This window comes from Rathayibacter sp. AY1B7 (genome assembly GCF_002932735.1).
GTDB lineage: Bacteria > Actinomycetota > Actinomycetes > Actinomycetales > Microbacteriaceae > Rathayibacter.
This window is the reverse complement of sequence record NZ_PSWK01000042.1, coordinates 1-19,680: the sequence shown is the minus strand read 5'-3', so window position 1 is coordinate 19,680 and position 19,680 is coordinate 1. Positions and strand designations below refer to the sequence as shown.

The following is a 19,680-nucleotide window of genomic DNA, read 5'->3' as shown; positions in this document are numbered from 1 at the left end:
GCCGCCGGTGAGGCACGAGGTGGAGACGCCGTTGGCGCAGTTCGCGCAGGTGCCGTCGCAGACGTAGAACGGGGCGATCACGAAGTCGCCGACCGCGACGTCGTGCACGTCGTCGCCGATCTCCTCGACGACGCCGACGAACTCGTGGCCGATGCGGTGCGCCTCCTTGGTGGGAGTGACGCCGCGGTAGGGCCACAGGTCCGAGCCGCAGACGCAGGCCGCGGTGACGCGGACGATCGCGTCGCGCCCCGTCGAGAGCTGCGGGTCGGGGACCTCCTCGAGTCGGATGTCGCGCTCGCCGTGGATGAGTGTTGCTCGCATGGGTGCTCCTGGTCGGGAAGGGGGTGGGGTCGGCGTCCACGGTACGCCCGCGACCGGCCGCGGACGCCGGAGAGGCGGGGGCTTGCACGAACGCGCGCCGACGCGGCACAGGTGGAGAGCCGGGGCGCGGCCGGGGGCGGCCCAGCGCCGGGCGGGAGGCGTCCTGCCGGAACGGAGCGGCCCCGCAGCAGCCCTGCGCCGCGTCACGGCGGCGCCTCCGCCCAGCCGTCGCGCCCGATCACGACGTGCGCGAGGAACCGCAGGCCGCACGCCTCTGCCCCGTCGGCGACCGCCCGCGTCGCCGCACGGTCGGTGGGGAGCACCACGGCCTCGCCCGCGTGGCTGTGCGCCAGGCCGATGCCCGCCGCGCCGCGCGCCAGCACCTCGGCGAGCACGGCGGCGACGGGGATCTCGGCGTGCGCCGGGGCTCCGTCGGCCAGCGTCAGGACGTCGCGGACGGCTCCGGACTCGGCGAGCGCCACCGCCAGCACGGTCTCGACCGGCCGGGCGGCCAGCAGCGGAGCGACGAGCCCGGCCAGGCCGGCGGCGTCGGTCACCCGGGCGGCGCGCGAGGCGCGGTTCATCCTCCGCCGCAGCTCGAAGGAGGCGACCAGGCGGCAGGCGGCGACCTCGCCGACTCCGCGGTGCCGCATCAGATCGCCCACCCCGGCCCGGGCGACGGCGTCGATGCCGCCGAAGCGCGCGAGGAGGCGCTGCGCGACGACGGTCGCGTTGGCGCCGCGGACGCCGGCCCCGATGAGCACGGCGAGGGTCTCGGCGTCGGTGAGCGCCTCCGGTCCGTAGGCGCGGAGGCGCTCCCTCGGCCGCTCCTCGGGAGGGAGGTCGGCCATGCGGGGGCCGGGCGTTTCGAAGGACATGCCGCCGACGCTACGGAGCCCGCCGGACGGGCGCGCCGCGGATCCCGCGACTGTGGACGACTCCCGCCCTCGCGCGCCCTGTGGAGGGACATCCCGTCGCCGCCCCCCGCGCTCCTCCCCCTGCGGGAACGCAGGAGTAGCGGTACTCGACCGCGACCACCGCGACGTCTGCGGACTCGCGACAGGGGTCGAGCACCCCGGTCAGTCCGACGCGGGCATCCCGGCCGTCACCGACAGGCTCTCGCCGTCCGGCGCCACGTCCACCAGCACCACGTCCCCGTCGCGCACCGTGCCGCCGAGCAGCGCCGTCGCCAGCTGGTCGTCGATCGCCCGCTGCATCAGCCGGCGCAGCGGCCGCGCGCCGTACTGCGGGTCGTAGCCGCGCTCGGCCAGCCACCCGCGGGCCGCGGGTGTCACCGCCAGGTCGAGCCGTCGCTCCGAGAGCCTCCTCGACAGCCGGTCGACGTACAGCGACACGATCTCGCCGAGCTCGGTGCGGTCGAGTGCGTCGAAGATCACGATGTCGTCGAGCCGGTTCACGAACTCGGGCTTGAAGGCCTGGCGCACCATCTGCTGGACCGCCTCCTCCTTCTGCGGCCGCGACAGCGCCGGGTCCACGAGGAACTGCGACCCCAGGTTGGAGGTGAGGATGAGGATCGTGTTGCGGAAGTCGACCGTCCGCCCCTGGCCGTCGGTGAGCCGGCCGTCGTCGAGCACCTGGAGCAGGACGTCGAACACCTCGGGGTGCGCCTTCTCGATCTCGTCGAGGAGCACCACCGAGTACGGGCGGCGGCGGACCGCCTCCGTGAGCTGGCCGCCCTGCTCGTAGCCGATGTAGCCGGGAGGGGCGCCGACCAGCCGCGAGACGGCGAACTTCTCGCCGTACTCCGACATGTCGATGCGGACCATCGCCTTCTCGTCGTCGAAGAGGTGGTCGGCGAGCGCCTTCGCCAGCTCGGTCTTGCCGACGCCGGTCGGCCCGAGGAAGAGGAAGGAGCCGGTCGGCCGGTCGGGGTCGGAGATGCCCGCGCGGGTGCGGCGCACCGCGTCCGCGACGGCCGACACCGCCTCGTCCTGGCCGATCAGTCGGCGGTGCAGCTCGGTCTCGAGGTGCAGCAGCTTCTCGGTCTCGCCCTGCAGGAGGCGCCCGACGGGGATCCCCGTCCAGGCGGCGATCACCGCGGCGATGTCGTCGGCCGTCACCTGCTCGTTGACCATGCGGCCCTCGGCCGGCTCCTCCTCCGCCTCGGCGGCCGCGAGCTCGCGCTCGATCACCGGGATGTCGCCGTAGAGCAGCTTCGACGCGCGCTCGAGCTTGCCCTCGCGCTGCGCCCGCTCGGCGGCGATCCGCAGGGCGTCGAGCCGGTTCTTGAGCTCGCCGACGCGGTTGAGGGAGGCGCGCTCGCGCTCCCAGCGCTCCTGCAGCTCCTCGAGCTGGGCGCCGCGGCGGGCCAGGTCCTCGCGCAGCTTCTCCAGCCGTGCCTTCGAGGCCTCGTCCTTCTCCTTCTTCAGCGCCAGCTCCTCGAGCCTCAGCCGGTCCACGGAGCGGCGCAGCTCGTCGATCTCGACGGGAGCGGAGTCGATCTCCATGCGCAGCCGCGACGCGGCCTCGTCGATCAGGTCGATCGCCTTGTCCGGCAGCTGGCGGGAGGTGATGTAGCGGTTCGAGAGCGACGCGGCGGCGACCAGGGCGGAGTCGGCGATCGCCACCTTGTGGTGCGCCTCGTAGCGCTCCTTCAGCCCGCGGAGGATCGCCACGGTGTCCTCGACGGTCGGCTCGCCGACGAAGACCTGCTGGAAGCGGCGCTCGAGAGCGGCGTCCTTCTCGATGTACTGGCGGTACTCGTCGAGCGTCGTCGCGCCGATCATCCGCAGCTCGCCGCGCGCCAGCATCGGCTTGAGCATGTTCGCGGCCGCCACCGACCCCTCGCCTCCACCCGCGCCCATCAGCGTGTGCAGCTCGTCGATGAAGGTGATGATCCGGCCGTCGGACTCCTCGATCTCCTGGAGCACGGCCTTCAGCCGCTCCTCGAACTCGCCGCGGTACTTCGCTCCGGCGATCAGGGCCGAGAGGTCGAGGCTGACGAGCTGCTTGCCCTTGAGGCTCTCGGCGACGTCGCCCGCGACGATCCGCTGCGCGAGCCCCTCGACGACGGCGGTCTTGCCGACGCCGGGCTCGCCGATGAGGACGGGGTTGTTCTTGGTGCGGCGCGTGAGCACCTGGCTGACGCGCCGGATCTCGGCATCCCTCCCGATCACCGGGTCGAGCTTGCCGCTCGCCGCGATGGCGGTCAGGTTGACGCCGTACTGCTCGAGTGCGGACTTCTCGTCCTGCTGGGGCATCCGACCGGCCTGCATGATGGTGGTCTCCTCCGTGGCTCGAAAGTTGAGTTCGACGGACTCAACTTTACTCCCGCGACGGCTCCGGCGGTCAGGCCGTCAGAAGATCGCTGTCGCGACCCTGGAGCGCCTCGAGCGCGTTCCGGAGGATCGAGCGCAGCCGGAACTCGTCGATCCCGGTCAGCGCCGAGATCTCGGCCTGCGAGAAGCCGCCGGCCGCAGCCAGCAGCAGGAGCTCGCGGTCCGGGCAGTCGAGGGCGAGCAGGCCGCTGCCGAGCGGACGCCGGGCGAGCTCGTGCGCGGACCCGAGGGTCTCGCAGAGGACCTCGAGCACCCAGAGCACGGGCTCCGGCGAGCGGGCGCCCTCGCGGGCGCGGCGCCAGACGGCGGTGAAGACGTCGGTGCAGAGCCGGTCGCGGCCGGCCGGGTCGGCCTGGACCGTGCCGACGCACGCCGAGACGAGGCCGCCGAAGCGGTCGACGAGCTCTCCCAGAGCGGAGGCGTCCCCCGTGGCGGAGCGGGCCAGCAGACGGGCGGCGTCCTGCGTCAGCGGCGGACGCACCCGTCCTCCGGTCGCGTCCTCGCCTCCAGCACTCACAGGCCTCAGCGTGTCACCGACTCCGGGACGGCGGGACCAGTTGCGCGGAAGGGGGGTGACATGTAAGGAGCGGATCCGCTATCCGACATCAGAGGCGCGGCCAGCGCGCGCGGGCGAAGCAGAAGAGCCCGTAGGCGATGAGCCCGACGGCGACGAAGCCGAGGAGGAGCACACCTGCCGGCAGCTCCACGAGCGACTTCAGCGCCTCGTCGAGCCCGCCCGCCTGCTCCGGATCATGGGTGACGGCGGCGACGATCAGCAGCACGCCGAGAGCGCCGAGGACCACGCCCTTGGCGACGTAGCCGGCGACGCCGAGCACGGTGACGACGGTGCCCGCCGTACCGCCCGGCTCCGCGACGTTCTCGAGGAACTTCCTGCTCGCTCCGCGGTACACGAAGACGCCGCCGACCGCGAGGACGGCCAGTCCCGCGATCACGAGCAGCACGACTCCGCCCGGCGCCGAGAGCACCTGCGCGCTCGCGCTCTCGGACGACTCGGACGAGCTCGACCCGCCGCCCGTCGCGAACTTCAGCGCCGTCACGCCGAGGGCGCCGTAGACGACGGCCTTGCCCGCCTCCTTCAGCCGGCTGCCCCAGGTCTTCAGGGCGCTCTCGCGCGGGCGGACGAGGAACGCCTCGAGCAGCCCCCAGAGCGCCAGGCCGAAGAGGCCGACCGTGCAGATCCAGAGGATCACCAGACCGCCGGGCTGCGCCGCGAGGGCGCCGAGAGCACCGCTCTGGTCGGCCTCGCCTCCGCCGCCGCGGGCCACGCCGAGGGCGATCACTCCGATCAGGAGGTGGACGAGGCCGTTCGCCGCGAAGCCGCCGCGCGCGAGGGTCCGCACCGCCCGGGAGTCCTGGATGTCGTCGGCGGTGCGCTGGGCGTCGGCGGTGCTCGGAGTGTTCACAGGGTGGACGCTACGCGTTTCCACACCCCCGCGCCCGGCGCTCCGCCGTTCGGAGGTGCTCCCGGAGCCGGTTCTCCACACCTTTCCACAGGGTTGTCCACAGCTGTGGAATCGCTAGAGGGACGAGTGGATCACACGTCGACGGCGCGGACGAGTCCGTCCTGCACGCCGCCCAGCCAGTCGTAGACGCTGCGGATCGCGGCCGCGCTCCCCTCCTCCGGGACGACGTCGTCGGTGTCGTCGATGCCGAGCCGCACGGCCAGAGCGAGCCGCATGTCGGTCAGTGCGCGGAGCCAGGCGATCGCCTGCGGCTCCTCGAGACGGACCGCGACCTCGCCCAGCCCCTCGAAGATCCGGCCGTGACTCGTGCCGTCGCCGGCGTCGAGGGCCGCCGTGACGGCGCGGGCGTCGTCCATCTTGCGGGCGGCGAGGTCCGGAGCGGTGAAGCGGCGGAACTCGTCGGCCGCCTCGGCGTCGTCGCGGTAGGCGTCGGGCAGGAGGCGCGCGAGCGCTGGATCGGAGCGGGCCTCCTCCGAGGACGCCCCGCGGTCGAGCAGCTCGAGCATCTCGCCGGCCAGGTGGCGGAGGATCCCGGCCTCCTCGCGGTCGAAGCGGGCGACGGCCGCTCCGGAGGAGTCGCGGCGGAACGCGCGCATCAGCCGAGTCCTCGGATGCCGCGAGCGGGGTGCTCTCCGGTCTCGGCGGCCGCGGGACGCAGCGGGGCGCTCACGCGTCGGCCTTCTGCAGCGTCGCCCACAGGCCGTAGCCGTGCATCGCCTCCACGTGCCGCTCCATCTCCTCGCGGTTGCCGGTCGCGACGACCGCGCGCCCCTCGGTGTGCACCTGCAGCATCAGCCGCTCCGCCTCGGCCCGGCCGAAGCCGAAGTAGCTGCGGAAGACGTACGAGACGTACGACATCAGGTTGACCGGATCGTCCCAGACCAGCACGATCCACGGGGCCTCGGCCGCCGAGCGGGTCGCCAGGCGCTCGTCCGCGCGCTCGATCGTGTCCGCCATCCCTCCAGCGTAGGCCGCGGCGCGGGCGGACGCCCGGGCGCGCGGGCCGGAGCGTGCTGCCCGCAGCCCGCGAGTGACCAGGAGTCGTCGCACTCGGCGCGGGGGCACGAGGACGGGGACCGCGAGAAGCCAGGAGTCGTCGCAGTCGAGCGCGAGTGCGACGACTCCTGGACGGTCGGAGCAGAGTCAGCAGCGGCGCCCGCCCTACGCCGACAGGCGCGGCAGGACCTCCCGGGCGAAGAAGTCGAGGTGGTCGAGGTCCTGCAGGTCCATGAACTGCAGGTAGACGCGCTCGCAGCCGGCCTCGCGGAGGGACTCGAGGCGGTCGACCGCCTCGTCGACGCCGCCGGCCACTCCGTGCTCGCGCAGCTCGGCGGGCTCGCGGCCGATCGCCGCGGCACGGCGCGTGAACTCCGCCTCGTCGCCTCCGCCGACCGCGATCAGCGCGACCGAGTGCACGAGCGACGAGGGCTCGCGCCCGATCGCCCGGCACGCCTCGTCGACGCGCTCGAAGGCCCCCGGGATCGCGTCGAACTCGGGGAAGCCCAGGTTGAACTCGCTCGCGAACCGCGCCGCGAGCGCCGGGGTCCGCTTGGGGCCGCCGCCACCGACGATCACCGGCAGCGGCAGGCGGGCGGGCTTGGGCAGGGCCGGGGAGTCGGTCAGCGTGTAGTGCTCGCCGGCGAAGGAGTAGCGCTCGCCGACCGGCGTCGACCACAGGCCGGTCACGATCTCGAGCTGCTCCTCGAGGAGGTCGAAGCGGCGCGGAGGGAAGGGGATGCCGTACGCGGCGTGCTCCTGCTCGAACCAGCCGGTGCCGAGGCCGAGCTCGGCACGGCCGCCGGACATCGCGTCGACCTGGGCGACCTGGATCGCGAGGATCCCCGGCGGCCGGTAGGTGACGGAGGAGACGAGGGTGCCGAGCGCGATCCGCTCGGTCTCGCGGGCGAGGCCGGCGAGTGTCGTCCACGCGTCGGACGGGCCCACGCCGGGGTCGCCGTCCCCCATCCGGAGGTAGTGGTCGGAGCGGAAGAAGCCGTCGTAGCCGAGGCTCTCGGCGGCCTGCGCGACGGCGAGGAGGTCCTCGTAGCTCGCGCCCTGCTGGGGTTCGGTGAACACTCTGAACTGCACGGGTCCAGCCTCCCGCACCGGGGCCGGATCATGCCAGCCCGGCTCCCCCGGCCGGGGCCGCCGACGGGACCCCGTGTACCGTGGACGGTTGCCGCCGACGAGAGGACCCCATGTCCGAGCACCCGTCCTCCCCGGACACCGCCCCCGCCACCGCGGGCACGACCGCCCCTCCGCACCGCCTCGCGCGGTGGGTCTTCTGGCCCGCCGCCGTCCTGACGCTGTCGATCGCGGCCTTCGCGATCCTCGCGCCCGACGCCGCGACCTCCGTGTTCTCGACGCTGCAGACCACCGTCGTCAACACGTTCAGCTGGTACTACGTGCTGATCGCCGCGGTCTTCGTGGCCTTCGCGATCTGGATGGGCGTCAGCCGCTTCGGCGACATCAAGCTCGGCGCCGACGACGACGAGCCCGAGTTCTCGATGCTCGCCTGGATCTCGCTCCTCTTCGCCGCCGGCATGGGCATCGGCCTCGTCTTCTACGGCGTCGCGGAGCCGCTCACCCACTTCGCCACTCCGCGCCCGGGCGTCACCGGCACCGAGACGCAGCTCGCGCAGAGCGCGATCTCGCAGACCTACCTGCACTGGGGCGTCCACGCCTGGTCCATCTACGTGGTGGTCGGCCTCGCCCTCGCCTACGCGATCCACCGCCGCAAGCGGCCGGTGTCGATCCGCTGGGCGCTGGAGCCGCTGCTGGGCCGCCGGGTCCGCGGCGGCTGGGGCAACGCGATCGACGTGGTCGCCCTGGTCGGCACCATGTTCGGAGTCGCGACCTCGCTCGGCCTGGGCGTCACCCAGATCTCGGCGGGCCTGGAGGCGAGCGGCGTCGTGGAGTCGTCGCTCACCGTGCAGATCGTGGTCATCGCCGTGGTCACCGGCCTGACCGTGCTCTCGCTGATCTCGGGCGTCGGCAAGGGCATGAAGTGGCTCTCGACCGGCAACCTGCTGCTCGCCGCGGCGCTCCTCGTCTTCGTGCTCGTCGCCGGCCCGACCCAGTTCCTCCTGCGCGAGTTCGTGCAGTCGCTCGGCAACTACCTGCAGAACTTCATCGGCCTGACCTTCACGGTCAGCGCCTACGCCGGCCGCGAGGGCGAGCAGTGGCAGGCCTCGTGGACCACGTTCTACTGGGGCTGGTGGATGTCGTGGGCGCCGTTCGTCGGCATCTTCATCGCCCGCGTCTCCAAGGGCCGGACGGTCCGCGAGTTCGTCGGCGGCGTGCTGCTCGTGCCGACCATCATGACCTTCCTCTGGTTCAGCGTCCTCGGCGGCACGGCCATCTACCGGGAGCTCTACGGCGACGGCGGCCTGGTCGGCGCCGACGGCTCGGTGGACACCAACCTGGCGCTCTTCTCGATGCTGCAGGGACTGCCCGCGGGCTCGGTGCTGACGATCGGCGCGATCCTCCTCATCGGCGTCTTCTTCGTGACCTCCGCCGACTCCGGAGCGCTCGTGATGTCGATGATCGCGACCGGCGGCGAGCCGGAGCCGCGCAACCGCATCCGCGTGTTCTTCGCCGTCGCGACCGCGCTGCTCGCCCTGTCGCTCCTGATCGCCGGCGGCCTCGACGCCCTGCAGACCGCGGCGATCCTCTCGGCCCTGCCGTTCAGCGTCGTGATGATCCTGATGTGCGTCGCGACGGTGATCGCCTTCCGCCGCGAGATCCGCGCCTACGACAAGGCCCGCCGCAAGGCGTTCGTCGGCGACATCGGCACGTTCTACGGCCTCGAGGTCGAGGATCCGGCGGAGCGCGAGCCCGCCCACCCGATCAAGCGCCTCGCGAACCGCCTGAAGCCGGGGTCGAAGGAGTAATCGGCTCGGAGGAGAAGCCAGGTCGGAGGAGGCCGGGCGCCGCTGGGGCGCCCGGCCGGCCGATCAGCTGGGCGACGGGATGAAGGGGTGCTCCGGCGGGTCCTGGTCGTCGCCGAGGCGGGCGTCGGCGCCCTGGTCGAGCGCCTCGTCGATCGACTCGGGGTCGTCGATCTCGGCCGGGTCCTCCGGCGGGACCGGCAGGGAGTCGCCGTCGGGGCGGGTGGTGTCGGTGACGTCCTCGGGGGCGTCGAAGCCGAAGCTGCTCATGGTTCCCTCTCCGCGGTGCGCCCGGGAGGCGGCGCCGCTGCGGGCAGCCTAGGTCGCGCCCCCGGAGGCGGTCACGGACTTGACGGGGCACCCGAGGGGCCCCGCGGGGTCGGCCTGCTCCGGAGGAGCCTCCGCCCCGGCAGCCATCAATGCACGTACTCGAGCAGGTCGGCTCCGAGGGTACGCATGCCCTCCAGCACCGCGAGGCGGTAGTGCAGGGTCGTATCGTCGAACTGGGTGGCGACCGCGTAGGCGACTCCGGCGCGCGGGCCGCGGAGGACTCCGGCCTCGGCGCGGACGCCGACGTCGGTGCCGGTCGCGTTGACGAGCAGGACGCCGTGGTCGGGGTGGCGGTGCGCGAGCGGGTCGAGCCCGAACGAGGCGGCGACCATCGAGAGGTCAGTGCCGAGCGAGAGCCAGCCGATCACCCGCGAGCTCACGGCGGCGTCGACGATCTCGCCGTTCGCGAGGGTGGCGAGCAGCCAGGTCAGCTCGCGGGCGGAGCCGATCGAGAGCTGCGGCGCGTCGTCGGGACCGCGCTCGTCGCGCACGACGTCGAGCAGGGCGGTGCGGGAGAGGCCGAGCGCCTCCGCCCGCTCGCGCACGGCATCGAGGCCGACGCGGCGCAGCAGGACGTTGGTCGCGAGGTTGTCGCTGGAGGCCCCGACGAGGGCGGCGAGGTCGGCGATCGGCATCGACGGCACCTGGAGGTGCTGCCAGAGCCCGGAGCCCGAGACCGCGTCCGCCGCGGTCCGGTCGACCAGGCGCAGGTTCTCCTGCGGCTCGTTCGCCAGCCGGGCGGCGACCTCGATCAGCAGCACGACGGTGCCGAGGGAGGCGGTGGGCATCGAGACGGAGTCGTCGACCGCGAACAGGGTGCGGCCGGTCGCCAGGTCGACGGCGCGCGCCGAGACGACGACCCCGTCGATCGCGAGACGGCCGAGGGCGTCGAAGCCGCGCTGGAAGTTCTCGCGGTCGCCGCCGCCCTTGTGGCGCCCCCGGCGGTTGCGTCGGCTCTCACGGCGGGTCTCGCTGGTGGGGATCACCACGGGTACGGCCCCTCTACGGGTCGGGAGTGCGGTCGTGCGGAGGGGGGACCTGGGTCCTCACGCGCCGGCAGGACGCGCGATCGGCGGACGACCCCGCGGCATCGGTCGGCTCTCGATGCCCGGGGCTCCTCGTCCGTGGTGCGGAGGTGGTCGGCGGCGACTACCAGATGGTGACGCGCTCGCTCGGGGAGAGCCAGAGGGCGTCGCCTTCGGAGACGTCAAAAGTAGCGTAGAACTCGTCGATGTTCCGGACGATCTGGTTGCAGCGGAACTCGGCCGGAGCGTGCGGATCGATGGCGAGGAGGCGGATCGTCTCCTCGTCGCGGGACTTCTGCTGCCAGGCCTGCGCCCAGGAGAGGAAGAAGCGCTCGGCGCCGGTCAGGCCGTCCACGACGGGCGGCTCCTCGCCGTCCAGCGAGAGCAGGTACGCCTTCCAGGCGATGCCGAGACCGCCGAGGTCGCCGATGTTCTCGCCGATGGTCAGGGCGCCGTTCACGTGGTGCCCGGGCGTGGTCGCGGGAGCGAGCGCGTCGTACTGCGCGATGAGCGCCTTCGTCCGCTCCTCGAACGCGGCCCGGTCCTCCTCGGTCCACCAGTCGGTGAGGCGGCCGTCGCCGTCGAAGCGCGAGCCCTGGTCGTCGAAGCCGTGGCCGATCTCGTGGCCGATGACGGCGCCGATCGCTCCGTAGTTCGCGGCGGGGTCGCGGGCCTCGTCGAAGAAGGGGAACTGCAGGATCGCGGCCGGGAAGACGATCTCGTTGAAGCCCGGGTTGTAGTACGCGTTGATCGTCTGCGGGGTCATGAACCACTCGTCGCGGTCGAGCGGGCGGCCGATCTTGCCGAGCTCGCGGGCGAACTCGAACTCGGCCACGCGGCGGGCGTTGCCGAGCAGGTCGGCCGGGTCGATCGAGAGGGCGGAGTAGTCGCGCCAGCGCACCGGGTAGCCGATCTTGGGCGTGAACTTCGCGAGCTTCTCGAGCGCGCGCTCGCGGGTGGCGGGGCTCATCCACTCCAGGTCGACGATGGAGCGGCGGTACGCCTCGATGAGGTTCGCGACCAGCACGTCCATCGCGGCCTTCGCCGTCTCGGGGAAGTGGCGGGCGACGTAGGTGCGGCCGACCGCCTCGCCGAGCGAGCCCTCGACGAGCGAGACGGCGCGCTTCCAGCGCTCCCGCTTCTGCGGGGTGCCGGTGAGGGTGCGGCCGTAGAAGTCGAAGTTGGCGTCGACGAAGCCGCTGGACAGGTAGGCCGCGGCTCCGCGGATCACCTGCCAGGACAGCCAGTCGCGCCAGGCCGGGAGCCGGTCCTCGGTGAGCAGGCCCGCGAGGCCCTGGAGGAAGCTCGGCTGGCGGACGACCACCTCGGCGAGCGCCCCCTCCGGAGCGCCCATCGCGGTGAGCCAGACGCCGAGGTCGACGCCCGCGGCGAGCTCCTCGACCTCGGACCAGGAGCGGAGGTTGTAGGTCGCCTGGCTGTCGCGGCTGCGGACCTTGTCCCAGTGCGCGGCGGCCAGGTCGGTCTCGAGGGCGACGATGCGCTCGGCGCGGGCCTCGGCGGCGTCGGTGCCGGCCAGCGCCAGCATCCGCGCGACGAACGGCGTGTAGGCCTCGCGGACGGAGGCGAACTCCTCCTCGCGGTAGTAGCTCTCGTCCGGCAGGCCGAGGCCGCCCTGGTTGACGAAGACGAGGTAGCGCTCGGGGCTGCCCGGGTCGTTGTCGATGAAGAGGCCGAAGAGCCCGGGGACGCCGGTGCGCTCGAAGGCGCCGACCGCGCGGAGCAGGCCGGGGATCGAGTCGACCCGCTGCACGGCGGCGAGGTCGTCGGCGATCGGGGCGGCGCCGAGCTCCTCGGCCCGCTCCTCGTCCATGAAGGAGGCGTAGAGGTCGCCGAACAGGCGCTCCTCGGTGCCGTGCTGCGCGGTCTGCGCCTCGACGATGATGTCGCGCACGGCCTTCTCCGCCTCCTCCTGGAGGACGTGGAAGGAGCCGTAGCGCGCCTTGTCGGCGGGGATCTCGGTGCGGTCGATCCAGAGCCCGTTGACGTGCCGGTAGAGGTCGTCCTGCGGGCGCGTCGCGGGGTCGAGTTCGGAGCGGTCGATACCGGAGCGAGGCGTCGTCGAGGTCATGGCGGACAGCCTACGTCGGGGCGCCGACACGGTGGCGCGAGGTGCGGCGGGTCGGGCGCGGAGCCGCGGAGGGCGGGCGCGGAGCCGCGGGAGGGCCGGGCGCGCCACCGTCCGGCTCGCGGGGGGACTGCTCCTGCGAGCCGGACGGTGGCCGACGGGGACGCCGGAGCGTCAGCGCCCGAGCTGCTCCTCGACGTACGCGCGGATCGGCGTGGTCGGCCGCCCGATCAGGCGGGCGAGCGAGCCGTCGGTCCCGCCGAGGAGGCCGTCGGCGATGTTCGCGTCGAGGCCGACGACGAAGCCGACTCCGCCCTCGGGGACGCCGGCGCCGGTGAGGACGCGGGCGTGCTCGTCGGAGGAGACGTGGCTGATCGCGGCGTCGCGTCCGGCGACCTCGGCGACGATCGCGGCCAGCTCGTCGAAGCTCCAGGCGGTGTCGCCGGAGAGCTCGTGCACGGTGCCGACCAGGGACGGGTCGGTCAGGGCGACCGCTGCGGCCTCGGCGTAGTCGGTGCGCGCGGCGCTGGCGACGCGGCCCTCGCCGGCGCTCGAGAGGGTGCTGCCGGTGGAGGCGAGCTCGGCGACGGTCTGCTCGTAGTTCTCGTTGTACCAGCCGTTGCGGAGGACGACGGCGGGGACGCCGCTGGCGGCGATCGCCTCCTCCGTGGCCTTGTGCTCGGGGGCGAGGATGAGCGCGCTCGTGGTCGCCTTCGGGGCGCTCGTGTAGACCAGGCGCGCGCCGGCGCGGACGGCGGCGTCGATCGCGGCGGTGTGCTGTGCGACGCGCCTGCCGACCTCGGAGCCCGAGACGAGGAGGACGGCCTCGGCGCCGGAGAAGGCGGCGTCGAGCGAGGCGGGGTCGTCGAAGTCCGCGACGGCGGTGCGGACGCCGAGGTCGGCGGCGAGCGCCTCGAGCTTCGCGGCGTCGCGGCCGGTGGCGACGATGTCGGAGGCGGCGGTGCCGCGGGCGAGCAGGTGCTCGACGGCGAGACGGCCGAGGTGGCCGGTGGCTCCGGTGACGACGAGGGTCATGAGGGGTCCTTCCTGACGGGTGGGGCGGGCGGGGTCCGCCGCCAGGAGGGTGCAACCGGCGCATCCTCCTCCTGCTTCCCGGAATGCAGTACCCACTATTTCGTTAGTACAGTCACCACCCCTGTCCCGAGGAGCACCCCATGACGATCGCCGACTCCGCCCTGCTCGCCGGGGACGTCTACTCCGCCGCCTGCCCGAGCCGCGAGGTCTTCGGGCACGTCACCAGCAAGTGGGGCGTCCTGGTGCTCGCGGCGCTCGCTCCGGGCACGCTGCGCTGGGGCGCTCTGCGGCGCCGGATCGGCGGGATCAGCGAGAAGATGCTCGCCCAGACGCTGCGGATCCTGGAGGAGGACGGCTTCGTGAACCGCGAGGCGCGGCCGGTCGTCCCGCCGCACGTCGAGTACCGGCTGACGCCGCTGGGAGCGGAGCTGGCGGAGCGGCTGCTGCCGGTCGTCGAGTGGATCGCGGGGAACGTCGGGGCGGTCCTGGAGGCGCGCTCGGAGGGCCGCCGGGAGGGAAGGTGAGCCTCACCTTCTTGTGAGAACGTTCACAATCCGTTCAGGGAGGAGCCTCCACCCGGCGGCATCGGCGCCCCCTCCCCCTGCTTGCCTCGATCGCGTCTCCCGCTCGTGATCGAAGGACCTCCATGTCAGACACCGCCCGCCGCCCGCTCCTCCTCCCGATGGCCGGCCACGTGCGCGGCAAGCGCAGCCCCGTCACCTGCGCGCTGAAGTGCGCCAACGCCTGCTCCACCGCGACCTGCAACACGTCGCACAACAGCTACTTCCGCGACATCGTCTCGTCGCAGCTCTCCCGCCGCAGCGCCCTCGGCCTCGGCCTGGCCGGCGCGGTCACCGTCGCCGTCGCGTCCGCCGGAGGAGCACCCACCGCCGAGGCGGCCGTGGCGACCTCGGCCGACGGCTCGCCGCTCGCCTTCACTCCGATCGCTCCGGTGCCGTACACGGTCGACCGGTTCACCGTCCCCGAGGGCTTCGCCTGGCAGCCGATCATCCGCTGGGGCGACCCGCTCTTCGCCGACAGCCCCGCCTTCGACATCGCCGACCAGACGGAGGCCGCCCAGGCCGCGCAGTTCGGCTACAACAACGACTACACCGACATCGTCGAGATCCCGGGCTCGAAGCGCCTCCGCGCCCTGCTCGTCGTGAACCACGAGTACACGAACGAGAGCATCATGTTCCCGGCCGCGCAGCTCGAGGCGGAGCCGGAGCGCGTGCGCGCCGTCGGCCGCGCCGCCCACGGCCTCAGCGTCGTCGAGCTGGTCCGCACCGCGGTCGACCGCCCGTGGGCCTACGTCCGCGGGGGCGAGCGCAACCGCCGCTACCTGCTCGACACCCCCTACGAGGTGACCGGCGCCGCCGCCGGCACCGACCTGCTGAAGACGGTCGCCGATCCCGAGGGCCGCACCGTGCTCGGCACGCTCGGCAACTGCTCCGGAGGCACGACGCCGTGGGGCACGATCCTCTCGGGCGAGGAGAACTTCAACGGCTACTTCCGCGCCGTCGGCACGAGCGACGCCGAGAAGCGCTACGGCCTCGCCGACTCCGAGACCTCGCGCCTCTGGGAGCTCGACGACCCCCGCTTCGACGCCCGCACCCCGGGCTACGAGAACGAGCCGAACCGCTTCGGCTGGATCGTGGAGTTCGACCCCTTCGACCCCGACTCCACACCGAAGAAGCACACGGCACTCGGCCGGCTCAAGCACGAGGGCGCGAACGTCATCATCGCCCCGGACGGCCGCGTGGTCGCGTACCAGGGGGACGACGAGCGCTTCGACTACCTCTACAAGTTCGTCTCGACGAAGCGCTACATCGAGGGCGACCGCGCCCACAACAAGACCCTGCTGGAGGAGGGCGACCTCTACGTCGCCCGCTTCACCGGCGACTCCCCCGTCGCCGAGATCACCGGCACCGGGGCGGTCCCCTCGGACGGCGGCTTCGACGGCATCGGCGAGTGGCTGCCCCTGGTGCTGAACGGCGCCTCGACGATCGCCGGGATGAGCGTCGCCGAGGTCCTCGTGCACACCCGCCAGGCGGCGGACGCCGCGGGCGCGACCAAGATGGACCGCTGCGAGGACGTGCAGCCCAGCCTGGTCAGCGGCCGGATCTACGTGGCCTGCACCAACAACTCCGCCCGCGGCGCCGAGGGCGCCAAGGAGGGCGCGACCGAGGTCAACCCGCGCACCGAGAACCGCGACGGCCACATCGTCGAGATCATCGAGGACGGCGGCGACCAGACCGGCCGCACCTTCACCTGGAACCTGCTGATGCTCTGCGGCGACCAGGCGCAGGGCGACGTCGTCTACTTCTCCGGCTTCCCGGCGGACCAGGTCTCGCCGATCTCGTGCCCGGACAACCTGGCCTTCGACTCGGTCGGGAACCTCTGGATCTCGACCGACGGCGCCCCGAGCGGCATCGGCTACAACGACGGGCTCTTCAAGGTCGCGCTCGAGGGCGCGACGCGCGGCAGGGTGGAGCAGTTCCTCTCGGTGCCCCGCGACGCCGAGACCTGCGGACCGATCGTCCACGACCTCGACCAGCACGTGTTCGTGGCGGTGCAGCACCCGGGCGAGGAGGGCACCTTCGAGGCGCCGACCTCGTTCTTCCCGGACTACGGATCCACGGCTGCGGGAGCGGTGGCGGCACCGCGTCCGACCATCGTGCAGATCCTGCCGGCGTCGCAGGTGGTGGCGCCGACTCCGACGCCGACCGCCGGGCCGACCACGGCACCGACGACCCCGCCGACCACCGCGCCCACGGCTGCTCCCACCACGGCACCGACCGCCGGGCCGACCGCGGCGCCCACCGTTGCTCCGTCCCCGGTGCCCACGACCGCGCCGACCGGCACGCCGACCCCGCTGCCCGTCAGCGGCTCGGGCGGCGGGCTGGCCTCGACCGGAGTCGAGAGCGTCGGCCTGATCGCGGGCGCCACCGCGCTCCTGGCCGCTGGCGCCACCGCGCTCGGCCTCGGAGCGCGCCGCCGCGCGGCCGCCGAGGGCGAGGACGACCGGCAGGCGTGAGGCCGGACAGGGCCCGGGACCGATCACAGGATCGGGGCCCGGGCCCTGTCGCGCTCGGGGACCCGCCGCTCAGGCCCCCGGGACCGGCGGGCCGGTGCGCCAGCGGAGGATCGCCGCGGCGTCGGCGTCGTGCGGCAGCGTCACCACGTCGGCCCCCTCCGGAGCGGTGCGGGAGTCGGTGACGAGCACGCGCGCGTCCGTGAGCACGGCGGCGCGGGCCAGCGCGAGGGCGGCGTCGACGGAGTCGATCACCTCGGCGCCCAGCGCCTCCTCCGGGGCCGACGCGACCCACGGCTCCGCCGCGAGCGCCAGCAGAGCGCGCTCGCGCAGCCGGCCGGGGTCGAGCACCAGCGTCTCGACCTGTGCTGAGGCCAGCGCGGTGACGATCGCGCCGAGCGAGTACTCGACGGTGCGGCGCGGCTCCCCGGTGCGCAGGACGTCGAGCACGTCCTCCTTCTCGCGCAGCAGGATCCGGTCGAGCTGCTCGTCGACGAACCGCTCCAGCGCCCCCTCCTCGCTGCCGGCGGCCCGCGTGTTCACGGGCTCGACGGCCAGGATCGCGGCGCTGCTCGGCGAGAGCTGCTGCGCGAGCAGCTGCCGGGCGTGGATGTCCCCCGCGACGACCAGCAGGCACGGCCGGTGCACGCGCACGAGCTCGTCCACCGCGGCGGCGAGCTCGGCCTGCGTGCGCCGCCAGATCTCCTCCGCGTGGTGGTGGAACCGGTCGTGCCTCCAGCCGCCGGCCTGCGCCTTGTGGAGGGTGTCGGTGCGGCCCTGCACGGCCTGCTCGGCCTCGGGTCGCTGCGCGCCCAGGCGGTGCAGGCGGATCTCGCCGCCGTCCCGCGAGGTCTCGACGACGAGGACGCGCAGGTCGGGCCGGTGCTGCAGCAGCGGCACGATGTCGGGGAGCGGGCTGTAGGAGACGCCCTCGGGCGCGACCGGCCGACCCGGCAGCACTTCGTTCAGCACGACCCTCCCGTCCACGGCGACCGCGAAGAGGCAGCAGGCGCCCTGGGGGCGCCCGGCCCCCTCGAGCAGAGCGGCGAGAGCCCGGATGTCGGCCTGGGGCGCACCCTGGCGGGCGAGCTCGTCTCCGAGGGACGTGGCGCGCTCGAGCGAGATGTCCGGCGGATTCCCGGAGTCGATCGCGAGGTCGACGTAGAGCTGCGACACGGGCCGGGAGTCGCGGAGGAGCTCGGCCAGGGTCGGGAGAGCGGGGGTGGTGGTCACCATCGGGTCGTCCTTTCCTCTCGGTCCCGACAGTGTCGGACGGCAGGAGCGGGAGGAGGGACGGGGTTGACTGCTCGCGCGCGCCTCAGAGCAGGCGGCGCGCGGAGGCCCAGGCGGTGAGCTCGTAGCGGGAGGAGAGCTGCAGCTTGCGGAGGACGGCGGAGACGTGGGACTCGACCGTCTTGACCGAGATGAAGAGCTCGGCGGCCGCCTCCTTGTAGGCGTAGCCGCGGGCGATCAGGCGCATCACCTCGCGCTCGCGGGCCGAGAGCCGGTCGAGCTCGTCCCCCGACTCCGCCTGCTCGCCCGCCAGCGCCCCGAAGGCGTCGAGCACGAAGCCGGCCAGGCGCGGCGAGAACACGGCGTCCCCGCCCGCCACCGCGAGCACGGCCCGGCTGACCTCGGCTCCGGAGCTGGCCTTGGTGATGTAGCCGCGGGCACCGGCGCGGATCACGCCGACCACGTCCTCCGCGGCGTCCGAGACGCTCAGCGCCAGGAAGCGCGACGACGACCCGGCGCTGCGCCGCAGCACCTCGGCCCCGCCTCCGCCCGCACCGCCCGGCAGGTGCACGTCGAGCAGCACCACCTCGGGCGCGAGCGAGGCGACCAGGCCGACGGCGGAGTCGACGTCGGCCGCCTCCCCGACGACCTCGAGCTCGGGAGCGAGGTCGGCCCGCAGGCCGGAGCGGAAAATCGAGTGGTCGTCGACCAGCAGCACGCGGGTCACCGCTCGACCTCCGCGGGGAGTCGCAGATGCACCTCGGTGCCGGTGCCGCCGACTCCGGGGCGCACTGTCGCGCTGCCGCCCGCGCGCGCCATCCGGCCGATGATCGACTCGCGGATGCCGAGGCGGTCGCCGGGCACCTCGTCGAGGACGACGCCGGGGCCGCGGTCGCGCACGAACACGTCGACGCCCTGCACGGAGGACTCGAGGTACACCGAGACGTCGCCGCCCGCGTGCCGGGCCGCGTTCAGCACGGCCTCGCGGGTCGCGGCGAGGAGCGCGGCGGCGCCGGGGACGGACGCTCCGACGGCCACCACCTCGAGGTGCACGGGGTAGTCGAGCTCGACGGCGGCGGCGATCGCCCGGACCTCGGCGGCCAGGTCGTTGGCGACCGGGACGTCGCGCTCGAACAGCCAGTCGCGCAGCTCCCGCTCCTGGGCGCGGGCGATGCGGGCGACCTCGCTCGAGGCTCCGGCGCGGTTCTGGATGAGCGCGAGGGTCTGCAGCACGGAGTCGTGCAGGTGCGCGGCGATCTCGGCCCGCTGCTCCTCGCGCACGCGGGCGGCGCGCTCGCCCATCAGCTCGGACCAGAGGGTCACCACCCGGGGCGCGGCCAGCACGCCGGCGGCGATCAGCAGCACGCCCACGGCGAGCACCGCGTTGAGGGCGCTCGGGCGGCCGGTGAGCACGGCCGCTCCGGCGAGCACCAGCAGCGCGCAGGAGGCGAGGCGCACCGCGGAGCCGTACCGGGCGGGGCGGACGGCGTCGCCGCGGTCGAGCCCGAGGCTCCAGCCGACGGCTCCTCCCGCGAGCAGGCCGACGGCGACGAGCGCGCGCGTGATGTCGGCGTCGTCGCCGCTGTCGACGGTGATCAGCACGGCGAGCGCCGCGACGGCGGCGGCGAGGGTCAGCAGGCCGGCCACGGGAGCGGAGCGGCGGACGGCCGGATCCGCGTCGCGCGAGTCGAGCGGCGCGAGGGGCACCAGGGCCCAGAGCCAGAGGTAGAGGAGCGCGCCGCCCCCGCCGAGCGCGGTCGTGAGAACGGCGAGGAGGCGGGTCCTCCGCACGCTCCAGCCGAGGTGGTCGGCGACCGCGGTGCACACTCCACCGAGCAGCATCGTCCGCGGCCGCTGCAGCGGGGGGCGGACGGCGGTGCCGGGGACTGTGCTCACCCCTGCATCCAAACAGGTCGGCCGCACGATCGGGGGTGCTCTCGGGG

18 protein-coding genes are annotated in these 19,680 nt (G+C 73.7%); 3 read left to right on the top strand and 15 right to left on the bottom strand.

All coding sequences use genetic code 11. The features are described 5' to 3' along the window. The 8 genes from C5C95_RS16020 to C5C95_RS15985 all read right to left on the bottom strand — a co-directional run. The coding region (locus tag C5C95_RS16020) for an alcohol dehydrogenase catalytic domain-containing protein (protein ID WP_181125736.1) at positions 1-321 on the bottom strand (321 nt) is incomplete at its 3' end. A gap of 203 nt (positions 322-524) precedes the next feature. Next, positions 525-1,199, bottom strand: coding sequence for a RadC family protein (locus C5C95_RS16015; protein ID WP_146087109.1), 675 nt, complete (start codon positions 1,197-1,199; stop codon positions 525-527). Between the two features lie 201 nt (positions 1,200-1,400). After that, entirely contained in the window at positions 1,401-3,542 is a 2,142-nt protein-coding gene (locus C5C95_RS16010; RefSeq protein WP_374952925.1) for an ATP-dependent Clp protease ATP-binding subunit, read from the bottom strand. An 88-nt stretch (positions 3,543-3,630) separates the two neighbouring features. Continuing rightward, positions 3,631-4,137, bottom strand: coding sequence for an RNA polymerase sigma factor (locus C5C95_RS16005; protein ID WP_146084327.1), 507 nt, complete (start codon positions 4,135-4,137; stop codon positions 3,631-3,633). Between the two features lie 88 nt (positions 4,138-4,225). After that, positions 4,226-5,044, bottom strand: a complete 819-nt coding sequence (locus C5C95_RS16000) for a DUF1206 domain-containing protein (protein ID WP_104225741.1) — start codon at positions 5,042-5,044, stop codon at positions 4,226-4,228. A 131-nt stretch (positions 5,045-5,175) separates the two neighbouring features. Next, complete coding sequence (locus tag C5C95_RS15995; RefSeq protein WP_104225742.1) at positions 5,176-5,700, bottom strand: DUF2017 domain-containing protein; 525 nt, start codon at positions 5,698-5,700, stop codon at positions 5,176-5,178. A gap of 70 nt (positions 5,701-5,770) precedes the next feature. Further along, positions 5,771-6,061, bottom strand: coding sequence for an ATP-dependent Clp protease adapter ClpS (clpS, locus tag C5C95_RS15990; protein ID WP_104324836.1), 291 nt, complete (start codon positions 6,059-6,061; stop codon positions 5,771-5,773). 204 nt (positions 6,062-6,265) lie between these two features. Next, a complete protein-coding gene (locus tag C5C95_RS15985) occupies positions 6,266-7,192 on the bottom strand; it encodes an LLM class F420-dependent oxidoreductase (protein ID WP_104324835.1) in 927 nt (308 codons plus the stop codon). A gap of 110 nt (positions 7,193-7,302) precedes the next feature. On the opposite strand from C5C95_RS15985, the gene C5C95_RS15980 reads away from it, so the two are divergent. Then, positions 7,303-8,997 (top strand): BCCT family transporter, encoded by a 1,695-nt coding sequence (locus tag C5C95_RS15980; RefSeq protein WP_104225744.1) that lies wholly within the window; start codon positions 7,303-7,305, stop codon positions 8,995-8,997. A 63-nt stretch (positions 8,998-9,060) separates the two neighbouring features. Here the strand turns inward: C5C95_RS15980 and C5C95_RS15975 are convergent, their stop codons facing one another. The 4 genes from C5C95_RS15975 to C5C95_RS15960 all read right to left on the bottom strand — a co-directional run bounded on the left by C5C95_RS15975 (position 9,061) and on the right by C5C95_RS15960 (position 13,470). After that, positions 9,061-9,264: a hypothetical protein gene (locus C5C95_RS15975; RefSeq protein ID WP_104222832.1), complete on the bottom strand. Its 204-nt coding sequence runs from the start codon at positions 9,262-9,264 to the stop codon at positions 9,061-9,063. Between the two features lie 146 nt (positions 9,265-9,410). Beyond that, positions 9,411-10,313 (bottom strand): serine hydrolase, encoded by a 903-nt coding sequence (locus C5C95_RS15970; protein ID WP_104222833.1) that lies wholly within the window; start codon positions 10,311-10,313, stop codon positions 9,411-9,413. A 160-nt stretch (positions 10,314-10,473) separates the two neighbouring features. Continuing rightward, a complete protein-coding gene (locus C5C95_RS15965) occupies positions 10,474-12,438 on the bottom strand; it encodes a M13 family metallopeptidase (protein ID WP_104324834.1) in 1,965 nt (654 codons plus the stop codon). Between the two features lie 171 nt (positions 12,439-12,609). Further along, complete coding sequence (locus C5C95_RS15960; protein ID WP_104250704.1) at positions 12,610-13,470, bottom strand: NmrA family NAD(P)-binding protein; 861 nt, start codon at positions 13,468-13,470, stop codon at positions 12,610-12,612. Between the two features lie 140 nt (positions 13,471-13,610). Between C5C95_RS15960 and C5C95_RS15955 the strand changes: the two genes are divergently transcribed. After that, positions 13,611-13,994 (top strand): helix-turn-helix domain-containing protein, encoded by a 384-nt coding sequence (locus tag C5C95_RS15955; protein ID WP_104324833.1) that lies wholly within the window; start codon positions 13,611-13,613, stop codon positions 13,992-13,994. Positions 13,995-14,116: 122 nt separating this feature from the next. Beyond that, positions 14,117-16,507, top strand: coding sequence for a PhoX family phosphatase (locus tag C5C95_RS15950; RefSeq protein WP_104324832.1), 2,391 nt, complete (start codon positions 14,117-14,119; stop codon positions 16,505-16,507). A 69-nt stretch (positions 16,508-16,576) separates the two neighbouring features. Here the strand turns inward: C5C95_RS15950 and C5C95_RS15945 are convergent, their stop codons facing one another. The 3 genes from C5C95_RS15945 to C5C95_RS15935 form a co-directional block, all read right to left on the bottom strand. After that, positions 16,577-17,740 carry a Vms1/Ankzf1 family peptidyl-tRNA hydrolase gene (locus tag C5C95_RS15945; protein ID WP_104324831.1) on the bottom strand — a complete coding sequence of 388 codons (1,164 nt, stop codon included), beginning with the start codon at positions 17,738-17,740 and terminating at the stop codon, positions 16,577-16,579. Positions 17,741-17,822: 82 nt separating this feature from the next. Then, positions 17,823-18,464 carry a response regulator transcription factor gene (locus tag C5C95_RS15940; RefSeq protein WP_104222839.1) on the bottom strand — a complete coding sequence of 214 codons (642 nt, stop codon included), beginning with the start codon at positions 18,462-18,464 and terminating at the stop codon, positions 17,823-17,825. Next, positions 18,461-19,633 carry a sensor histidine kinase gene (locus tag C5C95_RS15935; RefSeq protein ID WP_104222840.1) on the bottom strand — a complete coding sequence of 391 codons (1,173 nt, stop codon included), beginning with the start codon at positions 19,631-19,633 and terminating at the stop codon, positions 18,461-18,463. Before C5C95_RS15935 ends, C5C95_RS15940 begins: the two co-directional genes overlap by 4 nt. Between the last annotated feature and the right edge of the window lie 47 nt (positions 19,634-19,680).

Bases quoted from the DNA above. Each gene is read 5' to 3' on its own strand.
- C5C95_RS15955 (WP_104324833.1), top strand. From the start codon at position 13,611: ATGACGATCGCCGACTCCGCCCTGCTCGCCGGGGACGTCTACTCCGCC.
- clpS (WP_104324836.1), bottom strand. From the start codon at position 6,061: ATGGCGGACACGATCGAGCGCGCGGACGAGCGCCTGGCGACCCGCTCG.
- C5C95_RS15950 (WP_104324832.1), top strand. From the start codon at position 14,117: ATGTCAGACACCGCCCGCCGCCCGCTCCTCCTCCCGATGGCCGGCCAC.
- C5C95_RS15945 (WP_104324831.1), bottom strand. From the start codon at position 17,740: ATGGTGACCACCACCCCCGCTCTCCCGACCCTGGCCGAGCTCCTCCGC.
- C5C95_RS16010 (WP_374952925.1), bottom strand. From the start codon at position 3,542: ATGCCCCAGCAGGACGAGAAGTCCGCACTCGAGCAGTACGGCGTCAAC.
- C5C95_RS15975 (WP_104222832.1), bottom strand. From the start codon at position 9,264: ATGAGCAGCTTCGGCTTCGACGCCCCCGAGGACGTCACCGACACCACC.
- C5C95_RS16015 (WP_146087109.1), bottom strand. From the start codon at position 1,199: ATGTCCTTCGAAACGCCCGGCCCCCGCATGGCCGACCTCCCTCCCGAG.
- C5C95_RS15995 (WP_104225742.1), bottom strand. From the start codon at position 5,700: ATGCGCGCGTTCCGCCGCGACTCCTCCGGAGCGGCCGTCGCCCGCTTC.
- C5C95_RS15965 (WP_104324834.1), bottom strand. From the start codon at position 12,438: ATGACCTCGACGACGCCTCGCTCCGGTATCGACCGCTCCGAACTCGAC.
- C5C95_RS15980 (WP_104225744.1), top strand. From the start codon at position 7,303: ATGTCCGAGCACCCGTCCTCCCCGGACACCGCCCCCGCCACCGCGGGC.
- C5C95_RS15960 (WP_104250704.1), bottom strand. From the start codon at position 13,470: ATGACCCTCGTCGTCACCGGAGCCACCGGCCACCTCGGCCGTCTCGCC.